This window comes from Nocardioides mangrovicus (assembly GCF_003674065.1).
In the GTDB taxonomy this organism is placed as follows: Bacteria; Actinomycetota; Actinomycetes; order Propionibacteriales; family Nocardioidaceae; genus Marmoricola; species Marmoricola mangrovicus.
Window position 1 is genome coordinate 408,846 of record NZ_RDBE01000007.1, and the last position, 23,353, is coordinate 432,198.

General features: G+C 72.6%; 23 protein-coding genes. 15 read left to right on the top strand and 8 right to left on the bottom strand.

Features of this window, described 5'->3' with window-relative positions:
- Positions 1-42: 42 nt before the first annotated feature.
- Together D9V37_RS11495 and D9V37_RS11500 are read right to left on the bottom strand one after the other, a co-directional pair.
- Complete coding sequence (locus D9V37_RS11495; protein WP_121806276.1) at positions 43-1,485, bottom strand: sensor histidine kinase; 1,443 nt, start codon at positions 1,483-1,485, stop codon at positions 43-45.
- Entirely contained in the window at positions 1,482-2,216 is a 735-nt protein-coding gene (locus D9V37_RS11500; RefSeq protein ID WP_121806277.1) for a response regulator transcription factor, read from the bottom strand. Before D9V37_RS11500 ends, D9V37_RS11495 begins: the two co-directional genes overlap by 4 nt.
- 127 nt (positions 2,217-2,343) lie before the next feature.
- Between D9V37_RS11500 and D9V37_RS11505 the strand changes: the two genes are divergently transcribed.
- From D9V37_RS11505 to D9V37_RS11520, 4 genes are read left to right on the top strand one after another with little or no spacing between them, the layout of a single operon-like run.
- Complete coding sequence (locus D9V37_RS11505; RefSeq protein WP_121806278.1) at positions 2,344-2,811, top strand: hypothetical protein; 468 nt, start codon at positions 2,344-2,346, stop codon at positions 2,809-2,811.
- Between the two features lie 34 nt (positions 2,812-2,845).
- A complete protein-coding gene (gene serA, locus D9V37_RS11510) occupies positions 2,846-4,051 on the top strand; it encodes a phosphoglycerate dehydrogenase (protein ID WP_121806279.1) in 1,206 nt (401 codons plus the stop codon).
- A gap of 35 nt (positions 4,052-4,086) precedes the next feature.
- A complete protein-coding gene (gene hrpA / locus D9V37_RS11515; RefSeq protein WP_121806280.1) occupies positions 4,087-7,806 on the top strand; it encodes an ATP-dependent RNA helicase HrpA in 3,720 nt (1,239 codons plus the stop codon).
- Positions 7,799-8,536: an NAD(P)-dependent oxidoreductase gene (locus D9V37_RS11520; protein ID WP_121806281.1), complete on the top strand. Its 738-nt coding sequence runs from the start codon at positions 7,799-7,801 to the stop codon at positions 8,534-8,536. Before hrpA ends, D9V37_RS11520 begins: the two co-directional genes overlap by 8 nt.
- A gap of 8 nt (positions 8,537-8,544) precedes the next feature.
- Here D9V37_RS11520 and D9V37_RS20685 read toward each other — a convergent pair whose 3' ends face one another.
- Positions 8,545-8,925 (bottom strand): type II toxin-antitoxin system PemK/MazF family toxin, encoded by a 381-nt coding sequence (locus D9V37_RS20685; protein WP_232524874.1) that lies wholly within the window; start codon positions 8,923-8,925, stop codon positions 8,545-8,547.
- A gap of 382 nt (positions 8,926-9,307) precedes the next feature.
- Positions 9,308-9,901, bottom strand: coding sequence for a hypothetical protein (locus D9V37_RS11530; protein ID WP_121806283.1), 594 nt, complete (start codon positions 9,899-9,901; stop codon positions 9,308-9,310).
- 105 nt (positions 9,902-10,006) lie between these two features.
- On the opposite strand from D9V37_RS11530, the gene D9V37_RS11535 reads away from it, so the two are divergent.
- Complete coding sequence (locus D9V37_RS11535; protein WP_158604451.1) at positions 10,007-11,431, top strand: extracellular solute-binding protein; 1,425 nt, start codon at positions 10,007-10,009, stop codon at positions 11,429-11,431.
- On the opposite strand, the gene D9V37_RS11540 is transcribed toward D9V37_RS11535, so the two are convergent.
- Both D9V37_RS11540 and D9V37_RS11545 read right to left on the bottom strand, forming a co-directional pair.
- Complete coding sequence (locus tag D9V37_RS11540; protein ID WP_121806285.1) at positions 11,418-12,749, bottom strand: HRDC domain-containing protein; 1,332 nt, start codon at positions 12,747-12,749, stop codon at positions 11,418-11,420. The two genes, D9V37_RS11535 and D9V37_RS11540, sit on opposite strands and share 14 nt — an antisense overlap.
- A gap of 9 nt (positions 12,750-12,758) precedes the next feature.
- Positions 12,759-13,388: a DUF3000 domain-containing protein gene (locus tag D9V37_RS11545; RefSeq protein ID WP_121806286.1), complete on the bottom strand. Its 630-nt coding sequence runs from the start codon at positions 13,386-13,388 to the stop codon at positions 12,759-12,761.
- Positions 13,389-13,460: 72 nt separating this feature from the next.
- Here D9V37_RS11545 and hemE point away from each other — a divergent pair, with 72 nt between their 5' ends.
- From hemE to D9V37_RS11560, 3 genes are all read left to right on the top strand, one after another.
- On the top strand, positions 13,461-14,507 hold the full coding sequence (gene hemE, locus D9V37_RS11550; RefSeq protein WP_198412503.1) for a uroporphyrinogen decarboxylase: 1,047 nt from the start codon (positions 13,461-13,463) through the stop codon (positions 14,505-14,507).
- Positions 14,508-14,742: 235 nt separating this feature from the next.
- The gene (locus D9V37_RS11555; RefSeq protein ID WP_158604452.1) at positions 14,743-14,895 is read left to right on the top strand and encodes a TetR family transcriptional regulator; all 153 of its coding nucleotides are present in this window, start codon (positions 14,743-14,745) and stop codon (positions 14,893-14,895) included.
- Complete coding sequence (locus D9V37_RS11560; protein WP_121806289.1) at positions 14,896-15,324, top strand: hypothetical protein; 429 nt, start codon at positions 14,896-14,898, stop codon at positions 15,322-15,324.
- Between the two features lies 1 nt (position 15,325).
- Here D9V37_RS11560 and D9V37_RS11565 read toward each other — a convergent pair whose 3' ends face one another.
- Positions 15,326-16,207, bottom strand: a complete 882-nt coding sequence (locus D9V37_RS11565; RefSeq protein WP_121806290.1) for a DUF4349 domain-containing protein — start codon at positions 16,205-16,207, stop codon at positions 15,326-15,328.
- A 56-nt stretch (positions 16,208-16,263) separates the two neighbouring features.
- Between D9V37_RS11565 and hemG the strand changes: the two genes are divergently transcribed.
- From hemG to D9V37_RS11580, 3 genes are read left to right on the top strand one after another with little or no spacing between them, the layout of a single operon-like run.
- Positions 16,264-17,580: a protoporphyrinogen oxidase gene (gene hemG / locus D9V37_RS11570; protein ID WP_198412504.1), complete on the top strand. Its 1,317-nt coding sequence runs from the start codon at positions 16,264-16,266 to the stop codon at positions 17,578-17,580.
- Positions 17,577-18,266, top strand: a complete 690-nt coding sequence (gene hemQ, locus D9V37_RS11575) for a hydrogen peroxide-dependent heme synthase (RefSeq protein ID WP_332835749.1) — start codon at positions 17,577-17,579, stop codon at positions 18,264-18,266. The genes hemG and hemQ overlap by 4 nt, the downstream gene beginning before the upstream one ends.
- Complete coding sequence (locus D9V37_RS11580; protein ID WP_121806291.1) at positions 18,263-18,934, top strand: HAD family hydrolase; 672 nt, start codon at positions 18,263-18,265, stop codon at positions 18,932-18,934. Before hemQ ends, D9V37_RS11580 begins: the two co-directional genes overlap by 4 nt.
- Here the strand turns inward: D9V37_RS11580 and msrB are convergent.
- Positions 18,894-19,340, bottom strand: coding sequence for a peptide-methionine (R)-S-oxide reductase MsrB (gene msrB, locus D9V37_RS11585; protein ID WP_121806292.1), 447 nt, complete (start codon positions 19,338-19,340; stop codon positions 18,894-18,896). The two genes, D9V37_RS11580 and msrB, sit on opposite strands and share 41 nt — an antisense overlap.
- 89 nt (positions 19,341-19,429) lie before the next feature.
- Here msrB and D9V37_RS11590 point away from each other — a divergent pair, with 89 nt between their 5' ends.
- From D9V37_RS11590 to D9V37_RS11605, 4 genes are all read left to right on the top strand, one after another.
- Positions 19,430-20,440 carry an NADP-dependent oxidoreductase gene (locus tag D9V37_RS11590; protein ID WP_121806293.1) on the top strand — a complete coding sequence of 337 codons (1,011 nt, stop codon included), beginning with the start codon at positions 19,430-19,432 and terminating at the stop codon, positions 20,438-20,440.
- A 109-nt stretch (positions 20,441-20,549) separates the two neighbouring features.
- Complete coding sequence (locus D9V37_RS11595) at positions 20,550-21,632, top strand: ferredoxin reductase (RefSeq protein WP_198412505.1); 1,083 nt, start codon at positions 20,550-20,552, stop codon at positions 21,630-21,632.
- 26 nt (positions 21,633-21,658) lie between these two features.
- The gene (locus D9V37_RS11600; protein ID WP_121806295.1) at positions 21,659-22,864 is read left to right on the top strand and encodes a fatty acid desaturase family protein; all 1,206 of its coding nucleotides are present in this window, start codon (positions 21,659-21,661) and stop codon (positions 22,862-22,864) included.
- Positions 22,865-22,874: 10 nt separating this feature from the next.
- The gene (locus tag D9V37_RS11605; protein WP_121806296.1) at positions 22,875-23,309 is read left to right on the top strand and encodes a hypothetical protein; all 435 of its coding nucleotides are present in this window, start codon (positions 22,875-22,877) and stop codon (positions 23,307-23,309) included.
- Positions 23,310-23,353: the final 44 nt, after the last annotated feature.

Below are 23,353 nucleotides of genomic sequence, written 5' to 3' on the forward strand. Positions count from 1 at the left end.
CGAACCGTGCCCGGCCCGGGCCTGGGCCGGGCCGGACAAGAGTCAGGGGAGCAGGAGAGTGAACGTGGTGCTGCCCGGTCGGCTGCCGAGGCGGGCGGTGCCGCCGTGGGCCTCGGTGATGGCCTGCACGAGCGACAGGCCCAGCCCGGCGCCGCCGGAGGCCCGGGTGCGCGAGGAGTCACCGCGGGTGAAGCGCTCGAAGACGTGGTCGGCGAGCTCGGCCGGGACACCGGGACCGTCGTCGTGGACCGTGACGGTGACCGGCTCGCCGTCGGCGGGTCGCGGCCGCACGCCGACGGTGACGGTCGTGCCGGGCGGGGTGTGACGGCGGGCGTTGTTGATCAGGTTGGTCACCACCTGGTGCAGCCGCTGCTCGTCGCCGACGGCGCCGACCGGCTCATCGGGTAGGTCGAGGCGCCACTCGTGGTCGGGCGCGACGACGCGGGCGTCGGCCACCGCCTCCAGCAGCAGCCGGGTGAGGTCGACCTCCTCGCGCTCGAGAGGCCGGCCGGAGTCGAGCCGGGCCAGCAGCAGCAGGTCGTTGACCAGCGACGTCATCCGGGTCGCCTCGGTCTCGACCTTGTTCATCGCTGCCGTCAGCGCCTCGGGATCGTCTGGCGTGCGACGGCTCAGCTCGGCGTAGCCGTGGATGGTGGAGAGCGGCGTCCGCAGCTCGTGGGAGGCGTCGGCGACGAACTGACGCACGTGCTGCTCGCTGCGATGCCGGGCGTCGAGGGCGGCGTCGACGTGGTCCAGGAGCGTGTTGAGCGCGGACCCGACCCGACCGACCTCGGTGTGCGGGTCGGTGTAGCGGGCGTCCACCCGGGTCTCGATGGACTGGCCGCCGGCCTCCAGCGGAATCGCGGTGACGTCGTAGGCGGTGGCGGCGACCTCGTGCAGCGGGTGCAGCTGGCGGCGCACCAGGATGGTGCCGGCGCCGGCCGCCACCAGGACCCCCCCGACCGTGAGCAGCAGCGACCAGCGCAGCAGACTGGCCTCGGCTCGGTGGATCTCCTCCATGGAGACCCCGACCGCGAAGGCGTTGCCGTCGCTGTCGGTACCGACGAGCACACGGTAGGAGCCGAGGCCTGAGAGGTCGACCGTGTGCGGGTGGTCGTCCACCGACACGCCGCGAAGCTGCCGGCGGACAGTGCTGCTGATGGCCTTGACGTCGCCGTCGTCGTTGGTGACCCCCTGCTGTTGCCGGGTGCCGCTGTCGGATCCGGAGAGCTGCACGAACAAGGTGCCCTTGGCCACGAACGGGCGGAACCCGCGCTGGGACCCGTTGGGTGTCGGCGCGCTCGGGGCGGGCCCGTTGCGCTGGGCGCGCTGCTGGGTGTCTTGCAGCTGCGAGTCCTGCCGCGAGACCAGGTAGCGGCTCATGGCCAGTGTGGTCACGAGCGCGACCAGCAGGCTGACGACCGCCACCAGCGCCACGGCCGTGACGACCAGGCGGGTGGTGAGGGTGCGGGGGACGAGCCTCACTCGACTGCTGGCTTGAGGACGTACCCGGCGCCCCGCATGGTGTGGATCATCGGGTCGCGGCCGGCGTCGATCTTCTTGCGCAGGTAGGAGATGTAGAGCTCGACGACGTTGGCCTGGCCGCCGAAGTCGTAGTTCCACACGCGGTCGAGGATCTGGGCCTTCGAGAGCACTCGCTTGGGGTTGCGCATCAAGAACCGCAGCAGCTCGAACTCGGTGGCGGTCAGGGTGATCTCCGTCTCGGCGCGGCGGACCTCGTGGCTGTCCTCGTCCAAGGAAAGGTCGCCGACCACCAAGACGTTGCTGGACTCGACGTCGGTGGCGCCGGAGCGGCGCAGCAGGCCGCGCAGCCGGGCCACGACCTCCTCGAGGCTGAACGGCTTGGTGACGTAGTCGTCGCCGCCGGCGGTGAGGCCGGCGACCCGGTCCTCGACGGAGTCGCGGGCGGTGAGGAACAGCACGGGGACGTCGCCCTGCTGGGCGCGCAGCCGGTTGAGGACCTCCATGCCGTCGAAGTCGGGCAACATCATGTCGAGCACGACGGCGTCGGGGCGCACCGACTTGGCGGCGGCCACGGCCTTGCTGCCCGTGCCGGCGACGTCGACCTCCCAGCCCTCGTAGCGCAGCGCCATGCGCAGCAGCTCGGCGATGTTGGGCTCGTCGTCGACGACCAGCACGCGCAGCGGCGAGCCGTCGGGGCGGGTGAGCTGGGGGTGCTTGTCGACCAGTGGCATAGGCCTACTGTGCGCCTGGCAAATACCTGTGCGCCATGGAGGACCTGTGCAGAACCTGTGAGAACCGGACAGGTCGCGGACGGCAGGGTCACAGGCGAATCTCAGTCGACGCGGTCAGGATCGACCCATGAGCCAGGAACCCGTGTCCTTGCCTGCCCACGCGCCTGATGCCGCGTCCGACGCTGCAGCCGACCCCACGCCTCCTGCTCGGACCCGTCTCGCGGACCGGCTCTGGGCGCTGCGGGCCGTCATCGCGGTCGCACTGGCCTCCGTGATCATCGGCGGCCTCGGCGGCGCCGCGATCGCCAAAGCCGGCCAGAGCGAGGGCGGCAACCGGTTCGGTCCCGGTCAGGGCGGGTTCGGCGGCATGCGCGGCTTCCGTGGCGGCGGCGGGCAGCCGGGCCAGGGACAGGGCCCGGGCCAGGGCCAGGGCCAGGGCGGGTTCGGGGGCGGCTCCGGTACGCCCCAGCAGCAGAACGGCCAGCAGAACGGGCAGCAGAACGGCCGGCAGCAGCCGCCCGCCGCGTCCGCATCCCCGTCCGCATCCCCGTCCGCATCCCCGTCCGCATCCCCGTCCGCAGGGCAGACGTCGTAGGCCCGCGCGTCTCGGCCTTGCCTAGGCTGGGTACGTGACCAAGGCTCTGCTGCTGGAGAACGTCCACCCCTGCGCCGACGAGGTCTTCGCCGCGGCCGGCATCGAGGTCGAGCGGGTGTCGAGCTCCCTCGCGGAGCAGGACCTGATCGCGGCGCTGCCGGGCGTGGACCTGCTCGGCATCCGTTCCAACACCCACCTGACCGAGCGGGTGCTGGACTCCGCGCCCCAGCTGGCGGCCGTGGGCGCCTTCTGCATCGGCACCAACCAGATCGACAAGGCCGCCGCCGCCCGGCGCGGGATCGCGGCGTTCAACGCGCCGTACTCCAACACCCGCAGCGTGGTGGAGCTCGTGATCGGCGAGATCATCGCGCTGGCCCGGCGCCTGGTGGAGAAGACCGACCGGATGCACGCGGGCGTGTGGGACAAGTCGGCCAAGGGCAGCCACGAGATCCGGGGCCGGGTGCTCGGCATCGTCGGCTACGGCAACATCGGCTCACAGCTCTCGGTCGTGGCCGAGGCGGTCGGGCTGCGCGTCATCTTCTACGACGTCAACGAGCGGCTCGCTCACGGCAACGCCGAGCGGGTGCGTTCGCTGGAGGAGCTGCTGGAGCGCTCGGACGTCGTGACGCTCCACGTCGACGGCCGCCCCGGCAACGCCGGCATCTTCGGGCCGGAGCAGTTCGACCGGATGAAACCCCGCTCGATCTTCATCAACGCCTCGCGCGGCATGGTGGTCGACGACGAGGCGCTGCGCGAGCGCCTGCTCACCGGTCACATCTCGGGGGCCGCCATCGACGTGTTCCCGATCGAGCCGAAGGCGCAGGGCGAGCCGTTCGAGAGCCCGCTGCGCGGCCTGGACAACGTCATCCTCACCCCGCACGTCGGCGGCTCCACGCAGGAGGCGCAGGAGGAGATCGGCCGGTTCGTCTCGGGCAAGCTGGTCTCGTTCCTGCACGCCGGCAACACGGCGCTCTCGGTCGACCTGCCCGAGGTGCAGACCCCGCCGCTGGCCGCCGGCGCGCTGCGCATCGCCCACCTGCACGTCAACGTCCCCGGCGTGCTGGCCGAGATCAACCGGGTGCTCTCGGAGGAGAACCTGAACGTGGTCGCCCAGAACCTCGCCACGCTGGGCGAGCAGGGCTACGTGGTGACCGACGTCGTGGGCCCGGTGGCCCCTACCGCGGTCGAGAAGCTGCAGGCGATGTCGCAGACGATCTGGCTGCGCACGCACACCGCGTAGGACCCGCTCCACAGCTGAGCGAGAATGGTCGGGCTGTGCAGATCACCTACCCGCCCGACCTCCCTGTCTCCCAGCGGCGCGACGACATCGCGGCCGCGATCCGCGACCACCAGGTCGTGGTGGTGGCGGGCGAGACGGGGTCGGGCAAGACCACGCAGCTGCCGAAGATCTGCCTGGAGCTCGGTCGTGGTGAGGGCGGTGCGCTGATTGGGCACACCCAGCCGCGGCGGATCGCGGCGCGCAGCGTGGCCGAGCGGGTGGCCGCGGAGCTGGGCACCGAGCTCGGCGACGTCGTGGGCTACCAGGTGCGGTTCGCCGACCGGACGTCGAAGGCCGGCCGGGTCAAGCTGATGACCGACGGCATCTTGCTGGCCGAGCTGCAGCGCGACAAGGAGCTGCGCCGCTACGACACGATCATCGTCGACGAGGCGCACGAGCGGAGCCTCAACGTCGACTTCATCCTCGGCTACCTCAAGCGGTTGCTGCCGCGGCGGCCGGACCTGAAGGTCATCATCACCTCGGCCACGATCGACACCGCACGGTTCAGCGAGCACTTCGGCGGCTGCCCGGTCGTGGAGGTCTCCGGTCGCAGCTACCCGGTGGAGGTGCGCTACCGCCCGCTGCTGGAGGAGTCCTACGACGATGACGACGGCGAGCCCGTCGTGCGCGACCAGACCGAGGCGGTCGTCGACGCCGTCAAGGAGCTGCGTGCCGAGGGGACGGGCGACGTGCTGGTGTTCCTGCCCGGCGAGCGGGAGATCCGCGACACCGCCGACGCGCTGGCACCGCTGGACCTGGAGGTGCTGCCGCTGTACTCGCGGCTCTCGGCCGCCGAGCAGCACCAGGTGTTCGCCGCGCACACCGGACGCAGGGTGGTGCTGGCCACCAACGTCGCCGAGACCTCGCTGACCGTGCCCGGCATCCGGTACGTCGTCGACACCGGACTGGCGCGGATCTCGCGCTACTCCGCGCGGACGAAGGTGCAGCGGCTGCCGGTGGAGCCGGTCAGCCGGGCCTCGGCCAACCAGCGCGCCGGCCGCTGCGGCCGCGTGGCGCCGGGTGTGGCCATCCGGCTGTACAGCGAGGAGGACTACGAGGCGCGTCCGGAGTTCACCGACCCCGAGATCCTGCGGACCAACCTGGCCAGCGTGGTGCTGCAGATGACCTCGCTGGGGCTCGGCGACGTCGCTCGGTTCCCGTTCCTCGACCCGCCCGACAACCGGCAGGTCCGCGCCGGCATCCAGCTGCTCGAGGAGCTCGGTGCGTTGCGCGCGAAGGGCGGTCTCACCCGGCTCGGGCAGCGGCTGGCGCGGTTGCCGGTCGACCCGCGGCTGGGCCGCATGGTGCTCGAGGCCGATCGGCTCGGCTGCCTGCGCGAGGTGCTGGTCGTGGCGGCGGCGCTCTCGGTGCAGGACCCGCGCGAGCGTCCGGTGGAGCATCGGGCGCGCGCCGACCAGCTGCACGCGCGGTTCCGCGACGACCGCTCGGACTTCATGGCCTGGCTCAACCTGTGGCGCTACGTGCGCGAGCAGCAGCGAGAGCGCGGCTCGAGCTCGTTTCGTCGGATGTGTCGTGACGAGCACCTGAACTACCTGCGCCTGCGCGAGTGGCAGGAGCTGGAGGGGCAGCTGCGGCAGGTGGCCAAGGAGGTCGGGCTGAAGCCGGGGCGTCCCGCCGAGCAGGTCGACGCCGACCGTGTGCACCAGGCGCTGCTGTCGGGCCTGCTCTCCCAGATCGGCTCGAAGGAGGAGCGGGCCACGCCTCGGCCGGGCCAGCCGCAGCCCCAGCGGCGGCCGATGCAGGAGTACCTCGGCGCGCGCAACACCCGCTTCGCGATCTTCCCCGGCTCGGGGCTGGCGCGCAGGCAGCCGGACGTCGTGATGGCCGGTGAGCTGGTGGAAACCTCCCGGCTGTGGGCGCGCCAGGTCGCGGCGATCGACCCGGCCTGGGCCGAGCGGCTCGGCGAGCACCTGGTGCGGCGGACCTACTCCGAGCCGCACTGGTCGAAGAAGCGCGCCCAGGTGATGGCCCACGAGCGGGTGACGCTCTACGGCGTGCCGCTGGTGGCCGACCGGCTGGTCGGATTCGCCCGGCAGGACCCGGCGCTGGCGCGCGAGCTGTTCATCCGCCACGCGCTGGTGCAGGGCGAGTGGCACAGCCGGCACCGGTTCCTCACCGAGAACGCGGCCGCGCTGCGCGAGGCCGAGGAGCTCGAGCACCGGGCGCGGCGCCGCGGCATCGTCGTCGACGAGCACACCCTGTTCGACTTCTACGACGCCCGCGTCGGCGCTGACGTCGTCAGCGGGGCGCACTTCGACACCTGGTGGAAGGCCGCGCGTCGCGACCACCCCGACCTGCTGAGCTTCGACCCCGCGATGCTGGTGCGCGAGGACGACGCGGTCAGCGTCGAGGAGTACCCCGACACCTGGCGCGAGGGGCCGCTCTCGCTGCCGGTCAGCTACGCCTTCCAGCCCGGCGCCGACGACGACGGCGTCACGGTCGAGGTGCCGGTGGCCACCCTCAACCAGGTGGACCCCGCCGCCTTCACCTGGCAGGTGCCGGGGCTGCGCGAGGAGCTGGTGGTGGCGCTGCTGCGCTCGCTGCCCAAGCAGCTGCGCACCAGCTTCGTACCGGCCCCCGACGTCGCCCGCGCCTTCCTGGCCGAGGTGCCGCCGGGGGAGGAGCCGCTCACCGTCGCGCTCGCCCGCCACCTGCGCGCCCGCACCGGCGTGCACGTGCCCGAGGACGCCTGGGACTGGTCCAAGGTGCCGGCCCACCTGCTGACCAGGTTTCGCGTGATGGGCGAGGACGGTGCGGAGGTGGCGGTCGGCCGCGACCTCGACGTGCTGCGCCGCCCCTTGCGGCCGGCCTTCGAGCAGGCGGTGGCCGAGGTGGCGTCGTCGCTGACCCGCACCGGCTCGACCACCTGGGACTTCGGCGAGGTGGCCGAGTCGTTCCGCGAGCAGCGGGCCGGGCACGAGGTGCTGGCCTACCCCTGCCTGGTCGACGAGGGCGACTCGGTGGGGCTGCGGGTGGTGGCGTCGGCCGAGGAGCAGGAGGCGCGCCACCGGCTCGGGGTCCGCCGGCTGCTCACGCTGGGAGTTCCCGCACCTCGGCTGACGGACGGCCTCGACAACGCCACCAAGCTGGGCCTGGCCGGCTCGCCGTACGCCTCGGTGGCGGCGCTGGTCGACGACGTGGTGCTCGCGGTGCTGGGCGGCCTGGTCGACGGGCGCGACCCGGTACGCACCGCCGGCGACTTCGAGGCGTTGCGCCGGGTGGCCGTCGCCGAGGTGGAGCCGCGGTCGCGCGAGCTGCTGCTGCGGGTAGTCGACGTGCTGGCGCGCTGGCGGGAGACCGACCGGGCGCTGGCCGGGCGGGTCGAGCTGCCGCTCCTGCCCGCGATGAGCGACCTGGGCGCGCAGCTGCAGCGGCTGGTGCACGACGGGTTCGTGGCCGAGGCCGGCACCGAGGCGCTGCTGGGCTACCCGCGCTACCTCGGCGCGATGGGCGAGCGCGCGGCGCGGCTGCCGGCCGATCCCACCGCCGACCGGCGGCTCATGGACCAGGTGACGCCGTTGCAGCAGGCCTGGCAGTACCGCCTCGACGCGCTCGCGCCGGGGCGACCACCCGGGCGCACGCTGCGCCGGGTGCGGTGGATGCTGGAGGAGTACCGGGTGAGCCTGTGGGCGCAGCGCCTGGGCACGGCGCACCCGGTGAGCGACGCCCGGATCAGGAAGGCCCTCGATGAGTGAGATCGCGCTGGTGACGGCCGGCGAGATGGGCGCGGCCGTCGGCGCCCAGCTGGTCGGGGCCGGGCACCGGGTGCGCTGGCTACCCGCCGGGCGCAGCGAGGCCAGCCGCGCCCGGGCCGACGCCGCCGGGCTCGAGGCCGTCGAGCGCCTCCCGGACTCGACCGAGGTGCTCCTCTCGATCTGCCCGCCCGCTGCGGCGCGCCAGGTGGCCTCGCAGTTCGCGAGCCTGGACGTCGTCTACGTCGACGCCAACGCCGTCGCCCCCGCCACCGTGCGCTCGCTCCGGGTGGCCCACCTGGTCGACGGCGGCATCGTCGGCGGTCCGCCGACCGCGGACTCCGGTCCACGGCTCTACCTCTCCGGCGAGCGGGCCGACGCGGTCGCCGCCCTCTTCGAGGCCACCACCGTCCAGACCCGCGTGCTCGGTCCCGACGTCGGGACGGCCTCGGCGATGAAGGCCTGCTACGCCGCATGGACCAAGGGCAGCGCCGCCCTGCTGCTCGACGTCGCCCGGCTGGCCGACGCCCTCGAGGTGGCCGAGCCGCTGCGCGCGGAGTGGGAGCAGTCGCTGCCCGGCCTGCCGGAGCGTCTCGCCGCGGCCGAGCGCAGCGCGACCACCAAGGGCTGGCGGTGGGTCGCGGAGATGCAGGAGATCGCCGAGACCTTCGCCAGCAGCGGTCTGCCCGACGGCTTCCACCGCGCCGCTGCGGAGGTCTTCGGGCAGCCCTAGCTGGTCCTCTAGATCGTGTGGAAGGCCTTCGCGGCGGCGACCACGTCGGTGAAGACCGCCCGCGGCAGCGCGGCGCCCTCGCGGCGCACGTCGGCGTCGGTGAGCACCACCAGCCGGTCGAGGCGGACCTCGCTGGGCCGGTGCCGGACGTCCCAGTCGCCGGTGCCGACGTCCATCCAGTGCCGCCCGGCAGCGGCCTCCTGCGCGGCGTCGCGGTCGTGGTCCTTGCTGGTCAGCGGCAGCGTCAGCAACCGGCCGTCGTCGCGGGCCAGCACCAGGACGGGGCGGTCCTTGCCCTGGGACGGATCGTCCTCGAAGGGCACCCACGCCCAGACGACCTCACCGGGATCGGCGTCGCCGTCCGGTTCGGGCTCATAGCTGATGCCCACGCCGGAGAGCCTAGTGGCCCGCCGAGGCGTCGGGTTGTCGCGCGTCTGGGGCGGTGAGGCGTCGGGTTTCAGGCAGACCCGCTCCGACCGCACGTTGCGCCGTTTTCTTGCGGTTCGCTGCTGGCTCGCCGAGACGTCGCGACTTCGCACTCCTGACGTGCGCGCTTCGCGCGAGCAGCACGACTGCGAGGTAGCGACGTCTCGGCTCCTGCGCATCATCGCCTTGCAAGCTCGCGGAGCGAGCTTGCAAGACGATGATGCGCCGGGCCGGGAGCGCCTCACGGCGCGTGGCCGCTCGTAGCGGCAATCAGTTGGGACCCGGGGCTGCCACGGCCCGGCGCAGGCACCACGGTACACACCGGGCAAGGCCTGCGGAGGTAGATCAGAGCCGGTCGGCGAGCTCGAGGCGGCCGGCCTGCTCGAGCTGCTGGGAGAGGGTGAGCAGCCGCGCCGCGGAGAGGTCGCCGGCGTGGTCGGCACCCGTACGCCCGGCCGCCGCCACGCGCGCGAACGCCGCGGCGCGGAACAGCACGTCGGCGTACTCACCGCGCACCACGCCGGCCAGGACGTCGTCGACGAGCCGGCGCACCTCCTCGGGACCGGGCGGGTCGGCGACCCCGGCCACCACCTCGGCCACCGGCGTGGCCGTGCGGCCGGCGGCGAACTCCGTCGACGCGCGCACCGGGTCGGCATGGACCCAGGTCCGCAGCAGGTAGAGCCGCCACAGGCTGCCGGCGACGCTGTCGGCCGGCGAGCCCGACCACAGCTCGGCCAGCGCGTCGAGGCCCTCGGTCTCGGCCAGCGCGACCACCCGGGCCACCAGGTCGTCGGTGGCGGCTTCCGTGGTGCCCCGGACCAGCGCGACGGCCGACTGCTCCGCCGCCTCGCGCAGCTGCGCGGGATCGGGGCCGCCCTCGACCGCCTCGAAGGCCAGCCGCCCGGGCAGCGCGGGTCGGTGGTGGGGTCGCTCGCTCATCGCGGGCCAGCGTAGGACGGTGGGCCATGCGCGTCGGATGGGTGTGGGACGGGAGTGAACAGGGGGCCGATATCGTGGGCGCGCTGTCCGGGGATGGAGGGTCTCGTGCGCGTAGGTCGAATCGCGCTGGCGGCCGCAGCGACGGTGCTGCTGACCGCGGCGTGCACGCCCGACGGCGACGCGCCGCCGACTCCCACGGTCACCCGCACCACCGGTCCGATCAGTCTGACCGTCGGCGTCTACGGGCCTGCCTCGGTGATCTCGGCGTACACCACGATCGCCTCGCGCTTCAACGCCGCGCACCCGTCGGTCTCGGTCACGATCAAGCCTTACACCGACCACGACACCGCGCTGGCCGACGTGGTCGCGACGAAGGGCACCACGAGCCAGCCCGACGTCTTCCTGGCCGACTCCGACGACCTGCCGACGCTGATGGACCAGAAGGCCAACCAGTCGGTCGACGGCATGCTCACCAACCAGAACGTCGACTTCGGCGACGGCTTCCAGCGCATCGCGCTCGAGGCGTTCAGCGACGACAACGCACTGCAGTGCATGCCCGTCGACGTCTCCCCGATGGTCGTCTACTACAACGCCAACCTGGTCCACCTCTCCCAGCTGCGGCCACCGGGCCGCAAGGTGCCCAGCGCCGACGACGGCTGGCGGTTCGACGACTTCGTGACCGCCGCGCAGCAGGCCTCGAAGGGCACCGTGAAGGGCGTCTACGTGGCGCCGACGCTGGAGCAGATCGCGCCGTTCGTGTTCTCCGGCAACGGCTCGCTGGTCGACGACACCGACAAGCCGACGACGCTCACCCTCACCGACGGGTCGTCGGAGAAGGCGCTGCAGCGGCTGCTCGAGCTGGTCCGCGACCCCTCGCTCACCAACACCGCCGCGCAGATCCAGCGGCGTGACGCGATCTCGCGGTTCAAGGCCGGCAAGCTGGCGATGATCCTGGGCTACCGCAGCCTCACCCCCGAGCTGCGCACGCAGGAGGGACTGCGCTTCGACGTGATGCCGATCCCGCGCGTGAGCCGGTCGGCGACCACGGTCGACGTGTCCGGGCTGTGCGTGCGCTCCCAGGCGCCGCACCGGACCACGGCCGCGCAGTTCATCGCCTACGTCGTCGGCGACAAGTCGATGGAGACCCTGGCCCGCACCGGCTACGTGACGCCGTCGAGCACCGTGGCCATCCACTCCGATGCGTTCTTGCAGGCCGACGAGGACCCCAGCTCGGCCCAGATCTTCAACACCCAGGTGCGCTTCGCCCGGACGCTTCCCAGCGGCGAGGCGTGGCAGCAGGTCGAGCAGGAGGCCGACCAACAGCTCTCCGCGCTGTTCTACGACCCGGCCATCGACCCGCTCGACGACCGGTTGCAGCTGATCGACGACACCTCGAAGATCACCTGGGCCAGCATCACGGCCAGCCCGTCTGCCAGCCCGTCCGCCAGCCCGTCCGCCAGCCCGTCCGCCAGCACGTCGTCCTCCGGGGCGCCGTCGGGCAGCCCGAGCGCGGGCGCTAGCTCTCCGTAGTCGGCTCGGGGGTTCCTGCGTCGGGGGTGACCGGATCGATGATCGCCTCGGCCAGCACCGGCCCCACCAGCTCGATCTGCCAGGGCCGGGCGTCGGCCTCGGCGAGACGTTGTGCGAGCTGGGCGGTGAGCTCGACGGGTTCGCGCGAGGGCGGCGGCTGCCACAGCACGCGCCGCACCAGGTCGGGCGTCATCATGTTCTCCACCGGCACCGAGCGCTCCTCGGAGATCGCGGCGAGCGCGGCGCGGGCGGTGGTGAGCCGGGCGGCCGCCTCGGGGTCGCGGTCGGCCCAGGCGCGCGGCGGTGGCGGACCGTCGGAGCGCAGCGCGACCGGCGGCAGGTCGGCCTCGGGCATCGTGCGCGCCGCCTCCATCGCGGCGACCCACACATCGGCGTAGCGACCCGCGCCGCGACCGTGGAAGCCGCGGGTGCCGAGCAGGGCGCGGCGTTCGACGGGCCGGTCGGCGACCAGGGTGCTCGCGGCCACCACGATGGCGGAGTCGGGGATGATCCGGCCCGGGGTGACGTCGCGGAGACGGGCGATCTCGTCCCGAGCCAGCCACAGCTCGCGGACCGCGGCCACGGGGCGCTTCCCGCGGACCTTGTGCATTCCCGAGGTCCGTCGCCACGGGTCGACCCGAGGCGACGGGCGCTGGCGCATGACGTGCTCGAACTCCTGGCGGGCCCACTCGTCCTTGCCCGCCTCGACCAGCTCCGCGGCCAGTCGGTCGCGGATCTCGAGCAGCACCTCGACGTCGAGCGCGGCGTAGTCCAGCCATGCCTCGGGCAGCGGCCGCTGCGACCAGTCGGCGGCCGAGTGCTCCTTGCGCACCCGCTTCTCGCAGATCGCCTCCACCAGGGCGGCCAGGCCGACCCGGGGGTAGCCCAGCAGCCGGGCGGCCAGCTCGGTGTCGAACAGCACCGGCGGCTCCAGGCCCACCTCGCGCAGGCACGGCAGGTCCTGGTTGGCGGCGTGCAGCACCCACTCGTTCTCGGCCAGCACAGCCCGCAGCGGCGTGAGGTCCTCGAACGCGATGGGGTCGATCAGCCACGTGGTGGCGCCCGCGCGTCGCAGCTGCACCAGGTAGGCGCGAGCGGAGTACTTGTAGCCGCTGGCCCGCTCGGCGTCGAGGGCGACCGGGCCGTGCCCGCCGGCCAGGTCGGCGACGGCGGCAGCCAGGGCGGCGTCGGTCTCGACGACCTCGGGCAGGCCGTCGCGCAGCGTGAGCAGCTCGAGCTCGGGTTCGGTGTCCTCTGGGGAGGCGGGGGAGTCGGGAGCGGGCTGGTCCGGAGCGGGCTGGTCGGACTGGGAAGTCATGGGCTCCGGTCAGCCCTGGCCGCGCCGGGTGGTCGAGCCACGCTGGCCGCGGCGGCTCGGCAGCGTCGAGACGCCCTCGGGCACCGGGGGCAGGCCGGCGGCGGTGCACAGCACCTCGCCCCACGCCTCGACGTGGGCGGCGAGCGTCTGCCCGACCTCGCCCAGCGGCGTCCACGACGCCCGGATCTCGATCTGGGCGCTCGCACCCTCGTCGGCCAGGCCGCCGAAGCTCTCCGAGGCGACGCAGGTGACGGTGCCGCTGGGCGCTCCGAACTCGGCGCCGTGGGCCTCCAGCGCCTCGGTGAGCCAGCTCCAGCCGACCTCGGCCAGCATCGGGTCGGCGGCCAGCTCGGGGTCGAGCTCGGCGCGGACGTAGGCCACGCAGCGGAAGGTGCCGTCCCAGGCGTCGTTGCCGTCGGGGTCGTGCAGCAGCACGAGCCGGCCGCCGCCGATGTCCTCGCCGTCGACGGTCACGTCGGCGGCCAGCGCGAAGGAGTAGGGCGCGATGCGCTGGGGCGCCGGCATCTCCTCGGCCAGGATCTCCGGACGCAGCGGAGCCAGCTGCATCTGCTGGACGGCGTCGCGGAACTCCGAAGGGGTCCCCGGCTCGTCCATGCTGGGCTCCTGACGTGCGGGCATGCCATCAGGGTAAGCACGCCGTCACGGCGTCCCCTGCTCGACGCGCCGCCCTGACCTGCGACGATTGACCCTGTGACCTCGCTCCACGACTCGGCGTTCCTGCGGGCGGTGCGCCGCGAGCCGGTGCCTCACACACCGGTGTGGTTCATGCGGCAGGCGGGCCGGTCGCTGCCGGAGTACCGCGCGATCCGCGAGGGCACGACGATGCTCGAGTCGTGCATGCGGCCCGACCTGGTCGTCGAGATCACGCTGCAGCCGGTGCGCCGCTACGGGGTCGATGCCGCCATCTTCTTCTCCGACATCGTGCTGCCGCTCAAGGCGGTCGGCGTGGACCTGGACATCAAGCCCGGCGTCGGTCCGGTGGTGGCCGACCCCGTGCGCACGCTGGCCGACGTCGAGCGGATCCCGCTGCTGACCCCCGAGCACGTGACGTTCGTGACCGAGTCGGTCCGCACCCTGGTCGGCGAGCTCGACGGCACCCCGCTCATCGGCTTCGCGGGCGCGCCGTTCACGGTGGCGTCGTACCTGGTGGAGGGCGGCCCCTCGCGCGACCACGCCCGCACCAAGGCGATGATGTACGGCGCGCCGGAGGTCTGGGACGCGCTGCTCACGCGGATCTCCGACATCGCCGCGGCCTACCTCCAGGTCCAGATCGCCGCCGGCGCGAGCGCGGTCCAGCTCTTCGACTCCTGGGCCGGTGCCCTCGACCCGGCCTCCTACGCCACGCACGTGATGCCGTACTCGGCCTCGGTGCTGGAGCGCGTCGCCTCGGTGCCGCGGATCCATTTCGGCGTCGGCACCGGCGAGCTGCTGGGGCTGATGGGCGCCGCGGGGGCCGACGTCGTCGGCGTCGACTGGCGCGTGCCGCTGGCCGAGGGGATCCGGCGCAGCCAGCAGGACGCTCCGGACGGCCGCGCGGTGCAGGGCAACCTGGACCCGACGCTGGTCTTCGCGCCGACCGAGGTGATGCTCGAGCAGGCCGCCGGCATCCTCGACGCCGGCCGCGCCGCCCCGGGGCACGTGTTCAACCTCGGTCACGGCGTGCTGCCCGACACCGACCCCGACCAGCTCGCCCGGCTGGTCGACTTCGTCCACGACTACGAGCCGACCGCCGGCTGAGGGTGGTCGCTGCTGCGTCGTCAACGGGTGTTGACGTCGGTGGTCGGGTTGGTCGGGGTGCGGCGTGGCGGCGTGGGTGGTCGCTGCTGCGTCGTCAACGCGTGTTGACGTCGCGGAGGAGAGAGGGCGCCGGACCCGAACTGTCGGTGGCCCCGGCGAGGGTGAGCACGTGCGCCATGAGTAGTCCCCTTCCACCAGGGTCCCACCGCCAGTCCTGAGAAATGTCGAGGCCAACGTGGCGATCGAGGTCGTGCAGCTGGGCCGCGAGGCGCTGAGCCTGCGCTCGATCGCCCGACAGCGTGGCGTGAGTCCGGCGACACTGGTGCGGCGGTGGGGCTCGGTGGATCAGATGTTCGACGCCATCCTCATTCGGATGCTGGCCCGGTAGGTGCAGGTCACGACGCGCCAGTGGCGGATCGCCCGGCTCGATCCGCAGCTCGGTCTGGCCGGACTGGTGGGGATGCTGCCGGACATCGCCAGGCCTTGTGACGACGAGTACTGCATCGAGCCACACGTGTCCGTCGTCGACCTCGCTCACATCAGCGTCTTCCTCGACCTGGCGCGCCAGCGTCCCCGCAGCGAGGAGATCGTGCTGGAGGTCCGTGCGGAGGAGCGTGCACTGGTGGCGGAGTCGCTGGGCGAGCTGATCGGGCGTGCCGCGAGCCGGGCGGAGGTCGACGCCGTCTCCTGCGTGCTCGACGGCCTGCGACGCCGGCTGATCGACGTGCACGCGCCGATGCCGCTGCCCGAGGCCATCGAGTGCCTGCAACGCGTGGTCGACTCGCTCCGGACGAGCGCCGGCGCCGTGGCGGCGTGAGTCAGCCGGCGGCAGAGCGGGACGCCAGCGCACGCCTGCGCCGCAGCACCAGCCACACCGGCCCACCCACCAGCGCGGCCACCGCCGCGAAGGGGAGCACGGCCCCGACCCCGGTGAACAGGCCGGCCAGGAACAGTCCCAGCGCGTGCCAGCCGTGGCTCAGCCCCGCCCAGAAACCGGCCGGCCGCGCGTCGTGCTGCGTCGGCGGGGCGGAGGTCCGGGTCAAGGTAACCGTGATCGTCGACAGCGAGGTCTGGTCGGCCAGGTAGGCCTGTTGCTGCAGCAGCGAGTCCAGCTCGGCCTGCCGGCGGGTGATCTCCTTCTCCAGCGCCAGCACCTCGCTCAGACCACCCGCGCGCCCGAGCAGGTCCTCGACCCGGGTCAGTCCCACCCGCTGGGCCTTCACCCGCTGTGCGGTGTCGATGACCTGGGTCGTGACGTCGTCGCTGGTGCGGTCGGAGTCGCGGACGCCGGGCACCGCGGCGAGGTCGTGCATGGCTGCGCCGAACTCGGCCGACGGCACCCGCACCACCAGTCGCAGCTGGGAGAGGTCGCCGTGGCGGTCGGTGCCGGACCGCTCGTCGGCGACGACGCCGTGGTGCGCCGCCACCACGCGGTCGACCTGGTCTCGCGGCCGCTCCAGCTGCCGGGCCGTCACTCGCACGGTGCCGGTGCTCACCACCTGGCGCTGCATGACGGCCGGGTCCGTTCGGACGGAGGCCGATCCTGCCGCCGATCCTGGCGCGACCTCGCTGCGGGCCGAGGTGCCCCCAGCGTCCGATGCCGAGGAGTTCTGCGTTAGCCCGGCCGAGCCCCCGCAGCCGGACAGCAGGCCGACCAGGCAGAGCAGGGCGACGAGGGGCAGCACCGTGACGCGTCTCATGCGGCTGGGACGTCGCCGGGCTGGGTCCGGTTCCCGCGCCGCGAGAGACTGACGGGGTGGCACGCATCGTGGTGGTCGGAGGCGGCATCGCCGGCGTCGCCGCCGCCCATCGGGTCACGACGCTGGCTCCCGACGCCGAGGTGGTGCTGCTGGAGGGCTCGCCTCGGCTAGGCGGCAAGCTGGCGCTGGCCGAGGTCGGCGGGCTGGTGGTCGACACCGGCGCCGAGGCCCTGCTGCAGCGTCGGCCCGAGGCGGTCGACCTCGCCCGTGCGGTCGGCCTGAGCGACGACCTGGTGGAGCCGGCGACGATCAGCGCGTCGCTGTGGTCGCGCGGGGAGCTCTCATCGTTGCCTCGCACCCTGATGGGCATCCCGACGGACGGCGACGACGACGGCCGCCCGGTCGTGCTCGACGCGGACGTCAGCGTCGGCGACCTGGTGGCCGCGCACCTGGGTGAGGACGTCGTGCAGCGGCTGGTCGAGCCGATGCTGGGCGGCGTCTACGCCGGGCACGCCCACCAGATCTCCACGCGCGCGGCCGTGCCGCAGCTGGTGAGGCACCTCGACGGCACCCGGACCCTGACCGAGGCGGCCGCCGCCGCGATGACGCCCAGCGGTGCGGGGGGCCCGGTCTTCGCGGGCATCCGCGGGGGAGTGGGCCGGCTGCCGCTGGCGGTCGCGGCCGACCTGTCGGTCGAGACCGATGCCGTGGTGCGCGAGCTGCACCGCACGCCGACGGGCTTCGAGCTGGTCGTGGGTCCCACCCGCGCCGAGCGCCGCGTCGAGGCCGACGCCGTCGTGCTGGCCACCCCGGCGCGGCCCACCGCTCGGCTGCTGGCCGACGTCGCCGCCACGGCCGCCGCGGAGCTGGCCGAGATCGAGTACGCCTCCATGGCGGTGGTCACCCTGGCGGTGCGTGACCTGCCGGCGACCACCGGCTCGGGGTTCCTGGTGCCACCGGTGGAGGGGCGCACGGTGAAGGGCGCCACCTACTCGTTCGCCAAGTGGGGTTGGGTCGGCGAGCACGACCTCACCGTGCTGCGCTGCTCGATCGGCCGCCACCGCGAGGAGCAGGTGCTTCAGCGCGATGACGACGAGGTCGTGGCGCTGGCAGCGGCCGATCTGTCCGACGCACTCGGGGGCCCGGTCGTCCCGGTCGACTCCCACGTGCAGCGCTGGGGCGGCGGTCTGCCGCAGTACGCGGTCGGTCACGTCGAGCGGGTGGCACGGATCCGCGCCGACGTGGAGCGCGTGCCCGGGCTGGCGGTCTGCGGTGCGGCGTACGACGGGGTGGGGGTGCCGGCCGCGATCGGCACCGCCTTGGCTGCGGCCGAGCGAGTCGTCAGTTCACTGGATGGGAGAATCGGGTCGTGACGAAGAAGGCCAACGAGATCAACGCCAGCATCCGCTACACGATGTGGTCGGTGTTCCGGCTGCGCGACGTGATCGGCGACGGCGACCGGACCGCGGAGACCTCCGAGCTGGAGAAGTTCCTGGCCGGGCTGGCCGAGGCCGACGTGGTGGTGCGCGGCCTCTACGACGTCTCCGGGCTGCGCGCCGACGCCGACGTGATGGTCTGGTGGCACGCCGCGACGTCCGATGAGCTGCAGGACGCCTACAACGCGCTGCGCCGCACGGCCTTCGGCCGGCGGTTGGACCCGGTCTGGTCGCAGCTCGCGCTCCACCGCCCGGCGGAGTTCAACAAGAGCCACGTGCCGGCGTTCCTGGCCGACGAGGAAGCACGTGCGTACGTGTGCGTCTACCCGTTCGTGCGCTCCTACGAGTGGTACCTCCTCGAGGACGGCGAGCGGCGCCGGATGCTGGCCGAGCACGGCATGATGGCGCGCGACTTCGCCGACGTCCGCGCCAACACCGTGGCCTCCTTCGCGCTGGGCGACTACGAGTGGCTGCTGGCCTTCGAGGCCGACGAGCTGCACCGCATCGTCGACCTGATGCGCCACCTGCGCGGCTCCGACGCCCGCCGCCACGTGCGCGAGGAGCTCCCGTTCTACACCGGCCGCCGGCTCTCGGCCGGGGAGCTCGTGGCCCTCCTGCCATGAGCCTGCTGATGCTGGACCTGGACGACACCCTCGTCGTCCGCGAGCCGGTGCTGCGCGCCTGGGGCGAGCGGCTGATCGAGCGCCACTCGCTCCGCGTGGACCTCGACGGGCTCGTCGAGCTCGAGGGCGGCGGACTGCGCGATCGCCACGAGGTCTACGACGACCTCGTCGCCGCCGGGTTCCCTGGCAGCTTCGACGATTTCACCGACGCCCAGGACGACGTCGCTCGCGGGTATCGGCTCACCGACGAGACCCGGCAGGCGCTCGAGCAGGCGCGCGCCGCCGGCTGGACGCTCGCGGTGGTCACCAACGGCTTCGTCCGGCGCCAGGAGATGAAGCTGCGCGGCAGCGGTCTGTACGAAATGGTCGACGCGGTGTGCATCTCCGAGGAGGTGGGCGTCCGCAAGCCCGACCCGCTGATCTTCGCCACCGCCGCCGCGCGGGCAGGTGCGACGTTGGAGGGAGCGTGGATGGTCGGCGACAACGTCGACGCCGACATCCTCGGCGCCCACCGCGCCGGCGTCCGCTCCGTGCAGCTGCCCTGCCAGGACCACCGGCTGGAGTTCACCTCCGGCGCGCAGGCCGACCTGCAGGCCGCCGACGTCGCCGACGCGGTGGCTCAGATCCTCACGCTTGAGCGGGCTCCAGCGTCATCGCGATCGAGTTGATGCAGTAGCGCTGCCCGGTGGGCGTGCCGTAGCCGTCGTCGAAGACGTGGCCCAGGTGCGAACCGCAGTTGGAGCAGCGCACCTCGACGCGCTTCATGCCCAGCGTGTTGTCCTCGATGTACTGCACCCGGTCCTCGGCCAGCGGGGCGTAGAAGCTCGGCCAGCCGCAGCCGGAGTGGAACTTCGTCTCGGAGCGGAACAGCTCGGCGTCGCAGGCCTTGCAGCGGTAGACGCCGACCGTCTCGGTGTCGGTGTACTCGCCGACGAACGCCCGCTCGGTGCCCGCCTGGCGCAGCACCTGGTACTCGGCCGGGGAGAGCTCCTCGCGCCACTGCTCCTCGGACTTCTCGACCTGGTAGGTGCCGGCTGGCGCGTCGCCGGGGCCCTCGTGCTTGCTCTTGAACATGTGGCTCACGCTACGTCGAACACCCCAGGCGGCAGCGGTGTTCCAACGCGGGTGCGCTCCCCGAGGCCTGGGCTGGAAACATCCACCTCATGCAGAGCACCCAGATCCGGCTGGCCCGACGACCCGACGGCGAGCCCGACGCCGACACCTTCGAGACTGTCACCGTCGACGTCCCCGAGCCCGCCGAGGGCGAGGTGCTGCTCGCGGTGCGCTGGCTCTCCCTCGACCCGTACATGCGCGGGCGCCTGTCCACGGCGAAGTCCTACGCGGCTCCGGTGGAGATCGGCGACGTGATGGTCGGCGGCACCGTGGCCGAGGTGGTCGAGTCCCGGTCCGAGAGCTTCGCCACGGGCGACCTGGTGCTCTCCTACTCGGGTTGGCAGAGCGCCGTGGTGGCGCCTGCCGGTCAGCTGCGCAAGCTGACCGGCGACGCGCCGCCGCAGACTGCGCTGGGCGTGCTCGGCATGCCCGGTTTCACCGCGTACGCCGGGCTGCTGCAGATCGGTCGCCCGCAGCCGGGGGAGACGGTCGTCGTGGCCGCCGCGACCGGACCCGTGGGCTCGGCCGTCGGCCAGATCGCGCAGCTGCGGGGCGCTCGCGCGGTCGGGATCGCCGGCGGGCCGGCGAAGCAGGGCGCGCTGGTCCAGGAGTTCGGGTTCGACGCCGCGCTGGACCACCGGGCGCCCGACTTCGCCGAGCGGTTCGCCGAGGCGGTGCCCGGCGGCGTCGACGTCTACTTCGAGAACGTCGGCGGCGCGGTCTGGGACGTCGTGCGGCGTCACCTCAACACCTACGCCCGCATCCCGGTGTGCGGGCTGGTGGCCGGCTACAACGCCACTGCCTCGCCCGAGGGACCGGACCGGATGCCCGGGTTGATGCGCCAGGTGCTCACCCAGAGCCTGACCGTCCGGGGGTTCATCCAGAACGAGTTCGTCGCCGAGCACTACCGCGACTTCCTGCGCGAGATGGGGGAGTGGGTCGCAACGGGGCGGGTGCGCTACCGCGAGGACGTCGTCGACGGGCTGGCGGCGGCGCCGGCCGCGTTCGCCGGCATGCTGCGCGGTCAGAACTTCGGGAAGCTGCTCGTCCGCGTCTCCTGACCAGGTTTGGTGAGGAAGGTCTCGGGCAACGTGTGATCACCGACACCTCCGGGTGGTTGTCGGCTCCAGTGAACATGTGTTTACTGGGCGGAACTTCCAGGAGGACACCGTGGCGCTGACCGATCGCGTGAGCTGGACCGGCGTGCGACGCCTGGGCCGTCAGCTCACCACGCCACTGCAGCCCGACGACTACCTGCGCCTGGTCAACCCGCTGTGGACCGCCCGGGAGCTGCGCGGCGTCGTGGAGCAGGTCGTCCCCGAGACCGACGACGCCGCCACCGTGGTGATCCGGCCGGGCTGGGGGTGGTCCTTCGACCACCAGGCCGGCCAGTACATCGGCATCGGCATCCAGGTCGAGGGCAAGTTCCACTGGCGCTCCTACTCGCTCAGCTCGGCCCCGGAACGTTCGGGCCGGACGATCTCGATCACCGTCCGCGCGATGCCCGAGGGCTTCCTCTCCGACCACCTGGTCAACGGCGTCGCGCCGGGCACGATCATCCGACTAGCGCTGCCCAGCGGCGACTTCGTGCTGCCGAACCCGCCGCCGGCCAAGATCCTCTTCCTGGTCGGGGGCAGCGGCATCACACCGGTCATGTCGATGCTCCGCACACTGGCCCGTCGCGACACGATGCCCGACGTCGTCCTCAGCTACTCCTCCACGGGCCCGGACCGGATGATCTTCCGCGAGGAGCTCGAACGGCTCCACGCCGAGCACGAGACGCTGCGCGTGGTGCCGCGGCACACCGACGACGAGGGACTCTTGGACCTCGACGAGCATCTCGACGAGCTGTGCCCGGACTGGCGCGAGCGCGAGGTGTGGGCCTGCGGCCCGGCGCCGATGCTCGACGCCGCCGAGGAGCACTGGCAGGCAGCCGGCCGCGAGGACCACCTGCACCTGGAGCGGTTCAGCCTCAAGGCCTCCGGCGACGGCGGCGAGGGCGGCACCGTGACCTTCCAGAACTCCGGCAAGACCGCCGAGTGCGACGGCGCGACCAGCGTCCTGGAGGCCGGCGAGGAGGCCGGTATCGGCATGCCCTACGGCTGCCGGGCCGGCATCTGCCACACCTGCACCCTCACGTTGATCTCGGGCACCGTGCGCGACCTGCGCAACGGCGAGGAGTTCGGCGAGGGAAACGACCGCGTCCAGACCTGCGTCACCGTGCCCGTCGGTGACTGCACCTTCGACATCTAAGACCCCACCACCCGGGAGGAACCGCCATGGCCATCTCCGACGTCACGGAGTACACCCACCTCACCTCCGAGGAGGTCGAGCAGCTCGGCGCCGAGCTCGACGCCATCCGGCAGCGCGTCGAGGAGAGCCGCAGCGACGACGACGCCGCCTACATCTACCGGATGATCAAGGTGCAGCGCGGCCTGGCCACCGCCGCGCGGGTGGTGATGGCGACGACGCCGTGGAGCCGGCGCACCCGCGTGCCCGGGGCGATCGTGGGCGGCACCCTGCTGGGACTGGCCAAGATCTTGGAGAACATGGAGATCGGCCACAACGTCATGCACGGCCAGTGGGACTGGATGAACGACCCCGAGGTCCACTCCAGCAACTGGGAGTGGGACACCGCGCAGCCGGCCGAGCAGTGGAAGCACTCCCACAACTACGTGCACCACCAGTTCACCAACGTCCTCGGCTACGACGCCGACATCGGCTACGGCATCCTCCGCATGGCTCGCGAGCAGAAGTGGAACCCCGGCAATCTGGGCCAGCCGGTCTACAACGCCCTGCTCGCGGCGCTCTTCCAGTGGGGCGTCGCGTTGCACGACCTCGACCTCGAGGCGATCCGCAAGGGCACCAAGGACCCCAAGCTGATGAAGAAGCAGCTGCTGCAGATCTGGAAGAAGGGACGTCGCCAGGCCGGCAAGGACTACGTCGTCTACCCGCTGCTCTCCGGCCCACACTTCGCCACCACGGCGGCCGCGAACGCCTACGCCAACGCGATGCGCAACCTGTGGGCCTACGTCATCATCTTCTGCGGTCACTTCCCCGACGGGGCGCTGCACTTCACCGAGGAGGAGATCGAGGACGAGTCGCGCGCAGAGTGGTACCTGCGCCAGATGCTCGGCTCGGCCAACTTCGAGGGCGGACCGCTGCTGCACATCATGAGCGGCAACCTGGGCTTCCAGATCGAGCACCACCTGTTCCCCGACCTGCCCAGCAACCGCTACGCCGAGATCGCCGTCGAGGTGAAGGCGCTGTGCCAGAAGTACGGCATCCCCTACACCATCGGCCCGCTGCACCGGCAGTACGGACAGGCGCTGCGCACCATCATGAAGCTCTCGCTGCCCAACCGCTTCACCTCCGGTCCGGACTACGACCCGACCGACGAGGTGCCGCGCGGGCGCAAGAACGACGCGCAGATGGGCCTGCGCCGCAAGGAGCTCGGCTCCTACGAGGGCCGGCGGACGGCATGAGGACGCAGTCGTGATCGCGACCACCGGCATCACCGAGCGCCCCCGCGACGCCGAGCTCGACGCGCCGGTGCCCTACGCCTGCGAGTTCGACGACGGCCGCGCCTCGGTGCGTCTGCTGAACAAGAAGCGGGTCACCCAGTGCGCGCTCTCGCGCATCTGCGGCGTCTGCGGCGACACCCTGGGCAACCCGGTGGCCTTCGTCGGCCCGCTCGCCGAGCTGCAGCGCGCGGCGTTCCACTTCCCGGCCGTGCACGAGTGGTGCGGCGAGACGCTGGTCCGCGCCTGCGGTCGGGCCGGCTTCGGCGTCCTGGGACAGGACCATCCGGTGGCCGACTGGGTCATGGTCACCACCGGTGGCTACGACCACGACCGCGCCCAGGCCGAGGATCCCGACCAGCGCCCGACGTTCCGGCCGAACTCCGTGGTGGACGTCAAGGAGCTTTAGCGGCTGAGCCTTGCCCTCGGCGGGCCGTGTGCCGAGAGTGGTCG